The sequence below is a fragment of the Lichenifustis flavocetrariae genome (assembly GCF_026130545.1).
GTDB classification, from domain to species: domain Bacteria; phylum Pseudomonadota; class Alphaproteobacteria; order Rhizobiales; family Beijerinckiaceae; genus Lichenihabitans; species Lichenihabitans flavocetrariae.
This window is the reverse complement of sequence record NZ_JAMOIM010000111.1, coordinates 1-4,424: the sequence shown is the minus strand read 5'-3', so window position 1 is coordinate 4,424 and position 4,424 is coordinate 1. Positions and strand designations below refer to the sequence as shown.

The following is a 4,424-nucleotide window of genomic DNA, read 5'->3' as shown; positions in this document are numbered from 1 at the left end:
CGGCAACCCCGTTCCCAGGACTCCCTTGAATCATAAATAACTCAGTCGACTCAACATGTCATCGGACAGACACTAAGCGAGTCTGCCTTTCGCACCGGTGTTTCGCACGACCCAAGTGCTTGATGCGGAACACGTCGTTCAGCGGTGCGAAATCGCTGCAAATCGAGCGAGAGCACGAACGGCCGCTTTCGAGAAGGGTCGCGAAACCGCTGAACGACGGGGATGGGCGCACTGCAGGCTGGCTGCTCTTCGCCGGATGTTGGCCGAAGAACGAACCCGCTGCGCGGGATGGCGCTTGTGGTGAGAGGTCGTCCGGCAGGCGCTGTTTGAGCGCGCTCGGGCGCGGGCTAAGCATCGAGGTTCCTTTCACCCGAGGAACCACCGATGGACATTTTCCTTCCCGCCGCCCCAATCAGCCCGCTGCGCCAACGCCTGATCGACGACATCCCGTAACTGGCCGTTCGAGCCACTGACCTCATTCCCAGTTTTCCATTTTCGATCGCCAGTGTCGGGAAATACAATTGGGAAAGCATGGTCTGGCAGGACTGCATGGCGAGCGTCGCCGCTCGTGTTCTCGACTGCTGTTCGTTTCTGGACCTGCGCATCACCGAGCGCACGATCGAGGTCTCCTGAGGTGTCTTGGTACGCGACATCGGGACCCGCGAATGGATTAAGTGCGAATCCGAGTATGAGCGAGCGTCTGCAACTCCGCTCGTTGTTCTGCTGTGCTGGTTTTTTACCCGCCCGTGCGACGCTCTTTTCTGTCTGAAGACGCCAGGTACCGGCGGCGCGCCCGTCTTCGGGTGCTCGGACATACCCGTCGCTTTGAGCGATGGCATAAAATTGAGGGCGTGAGACGGAGTTTTTCCTGTCGAGAGATCGTCACGACGCGTAGCGGCGAACGATCAGGCCTTTGAACCAGGGCATTTAAGCCCGATGGTTTAGATGGAGCGTTAGCGAATTTGGCCGATCCACGTCTTGCATCGGCATATCATTCTGCTGCTCCCGGCAGGGCACGAGCGAGTCGCGGATGCTTGCATCCCGACTCGCGGTATCGTGCCCTCGAATTTGGGCCGAGCAAACTTGTATGAACTGCAGGTGCATACAAGTTTGCGTTATCGTGCTCTACACTTTCTAGCCGGAATTTTGCCGCAGAGGGCGGCAAGTGTTTAAGCCAACATTTTGCAGTTAATTTCGCCCGCAACTGCAGCAAGGTTTCGGTCCCAAGACCTGCCGGTCTTCTCGTCCGCGCCGGCAGCAAGGTTTCGGCTCCAAACCCCGCCGGTCTTCTCGTCCGCGCCAGCAGCAAGGTTTCGGCTCCAAACCCCGCCGGTCTTCTCATCCGCGCCGGCAGCAAGGTATCGGCTCCAAACCCCGCCGGTCTTCTCGTCCGCGCCGGCAGCAAGGTATCGGCTCCAAACCCCGCCGGTCTTCTCGTCCGCGCCGGCAGCAAGGTATCGGTCCCAAGCCCCGCCGGTCTACCCGCTAATCAGGAGGTTTTAATGCCGGTCGGTCCAGCAACCGGCGACGAGCCTGGCCGGTAGTGGGTTAGTTTGAAACATGACCGGGTTGGCTGGCGATCAGCACCCCGTCCTTGAAGATGCGGATTTCCTCGGCCAGGGTATGCACCTCCACCGGTCTTCGGCGGGTGGCGTCGGGCACGCTGTAGAGAGTGCCGCCCACGCTCACCATGCCCTCGCGCGAGATGCGCCACTCCAGGCGCAGCACCGCCTTGAACGGCGCCAGCGGCAGGGGCCTCAGGTGCGGTCGTTCCTCGGCGAAGACCTCGTTGACGATGCGCTGCGTGGTGGCGTGCACCCGCGGGTTGGCGACAGTATCCAGCCAATGGCGCAGCTTGGCGTTCAAGTCTTCCAAATTGCGGAAGGTGCGCGCGAGGAAGAAGTCCTGACGGATGTAGCGGAACGGCCGCTCCACCTTTCCCTTGGTCTTCGCCCTGTAGGCCTTGCAGGCCTTCGGATGGAAGCCGTAGTGGCGCGCCAGGTCGATCAGGGCGAGATTGTAGACGATGCCGCCGTCATCGCTTTCGCTGGCGACCGCCGTCTTCATCCGATCGTAGAGTAGCTCGCGCGGCGCCCCGCCCAGCGCCTCGAACGCCGCCACATGGCAGCGCAGCACCGCCGCCAGGTCCTGGTGCACCACGAACCTGGCCCAGGTCAGCCGGCTGTAACCCAGCACCATGGAGAACAGCCACACGATCCGCGGCATGCTCGGCTCGTCGGTGAACACCACCTGGAACTGGTCGAAGTCCACCTGGCCCTGATCGCCAGGCCCGGTCTCGTAACGAACCTCATAGGCGGGATTGGGCGGCGGCCGCACGTCGCGGAGAAAGTCGGTCACGGCAGTTTAGCCGCCCTGGTAGCCCCGCTCCCTCACCTCCCGCAGCAGCCGGGCGGCGCTCAGCCCCGGATAGGCTGTGACACGCTCGCGCAGATACCCCGAGAACGGGTCCAGCAGCATCGGCCGAGGCTGGCGTGGCCCATACGCCGGCGGATCCAGGCCGCGCTCGATGTAACGCCGCACCGTCTTGCGGTCGAGGTCGCATTGACGCGCGATCGCGCTCACCGAAAGCCCCTGTCGATGCAGGTCTAGGATCATCACCAGCTCTCCCAGTTTGACCACCGACTCACCCCCCGCCCATCGGGAAAGCATCGGCAAATCGCAACCGCCGGGCTCCCGGGGCGCGCGCCGGAAGCCCGGCGGCAGACGTCCAACTGGGGAGTTTTCAACCGGCGGTTTTGGGGAGTTTCACTCCGGCATCAACAGCGGTGAGCCACAATGATCTGGTGCTTGCCGTCGACCGCCGCCTGACCATTGCAGGCCTGGATGAACCCGTTTCGGCCCACCATGATGCGGCTTTCGGGATCGGTGAAGTTGCGCTGGGCCGTCGGCTCCGGCGTGCCGGTCGGGCGCTTGGGTTTGGGCCCGCTCCGTTTGGACGGCGTGCCATCCGCCTTGGGCGACGGCAAAGGGCGCGCTGCGTCCTTCGCCGCCGCAGCAACGCGCGCCTCGGCTTCGAGCGCCGCGCGCGCTCCGCAGCCAGGAAAGGTCGAGAACCCGGTCGACCCGGACCAGAATGTGATCGTCAGGAAGAAGCTGCCGGAGAGAACCGGTAATGAACAACTCGGTCTGACCGCGTTCCTTGTGCCACAACATGCCGGCCTCCCGACCACCATGTCAGCAGTGAATCAGCCGGCCATCGCCTCGGCAAATGAAGACCGGAGTTTATCAACAGCCCCACGGTCCACAAGCATCGTAACCTCCTGGCCCACGCACCGGAGCGGCTGCACGAGGAACTCTCCAACGATTACAGAGATATGATCTACGCCAAGACGTCCAAGGAGTTCGAAAGCCGCCGCAAAGCCTTCCTCCGGAAGTGGCGGCTGAAATGCCCGGCCGTGGCTACCAGCCTGGAGGAAGCCGTCGACCGGCTCTTCACCCTCACGCGCTTTCCGCAAAGCCTGTGGAAATCGATCGGTACCTCGAATGCCATCGAGAGGCTGCACGAGGAGTTCAAGCGGCGGATCAAGACGCCGACCGTGCTGCCGGTCGCCGAAACCGCCGCCATGTTGTTCTGGGCACTGATGGTGTCCGGCCAGATCACCATGCAAAAAATTGGCGGCTGGAAAACCCTCGGCGAAAAGCTCTTCGATCAGGTTATGACCTCGCCGCATGATCAAATAGTCTCGTCACGCCGGAGATCGCGCCAAAAGCAATTCCAACCAACTTCGCGACGGCACCATCGGGTGCGGTACATGGGTCCAGTCTTCTATGCGTGAGGCTCTGCGTTGGCGACCCGGCTTATTTTTGTACCGGCGCATAGCGGATGATGGTCCACCCTCAGCCCCGGCAATCATGGGCTTGACGGGTCGCTACGATTCATTCATCCATTTTTTGGGGATGCATAGACTGCTGGTGCGCATCTCCGCCATTGCCTGCCTATATGGCGCCAGAAGAAAGGGCCGGCCTCGTCGCGTGCCTTGACGATGAGGTGGAAAGTATGCCGGTGAGCGGGCCCAGGCTGTTCGACGATGTCGAACAGCAACCGCGGCTTTAGCGAAAGTAGACCCCCGGTAGGCATCGACCATTCGGTGGAATCGATGCACAGCCATGTCGTCAAACACAAAAATTTGGGTCAACCAGCTGATCAACCGCGAGGATCGATCAATCACGCCTCCGAGAAGGCTGCAACGTGGTTGAAGAAGCGAAGCGTTGCGGAAGAGCTACCCATCGCCGATCTCCTTTCATTTGCCTTGCGAGGTACCGAGATTGCGAGACAGTTCTGTCGGACTGCAGGCCTGTCATTGCACGACGTTATCGCTGCCTCATCTCAGTGTCTGTCCGATGACATGTTGAGTCGACTGAGTTATTTATGATTCAAGGGAGTCCTGGGAACGGGGTTGCCG

General features: G+C 61.5%; 1 protein-coding gene and 2 pseudogenes. 1 reads left to right on the top strand and 2 read right to left on the bottom strand.

What is annotated here, in order from left to right:
• Positions 1-1,566 precede the first annotated feature (1,566 nt).
• Together istA and M8523_RS35830 are read right to left on the bottom strand one after the other, a co-directional pair.
• Positions 1,567-2,640 (bottom strand): annotated as a pseudogene (istA, locus tag M8523_RS35835) (IS21 family transposase); the annotation flags it as partial.
• 137 nt (positions 2,641-2,777) lie between these two features.
• Positions 2,778-2,987 carry a hypothetical protein gene (locus M8523_RS35830; RefSeq protein ID WP_282589568.1) on the bottom strand — a complete coding sequence of 70 codons (210 nt, stop codon included), beginning with the start codon at positions 2,985-2,987 and terminating at the stop codon, positions 2,778-2,780.
• 270 nt (positions 2,988-3,257) lie between these two features.
• Here M8523_RS35830 and M8523_RS35825 point away from each other — a divergent pair.
• Positions 3,258-3,665, top strand: a pseudogene (locus M8523_RS35825) (transposase); the annotation flags it as partial.
• Positions 3,666-4,424: the final 759 nt, after the last annotated feature.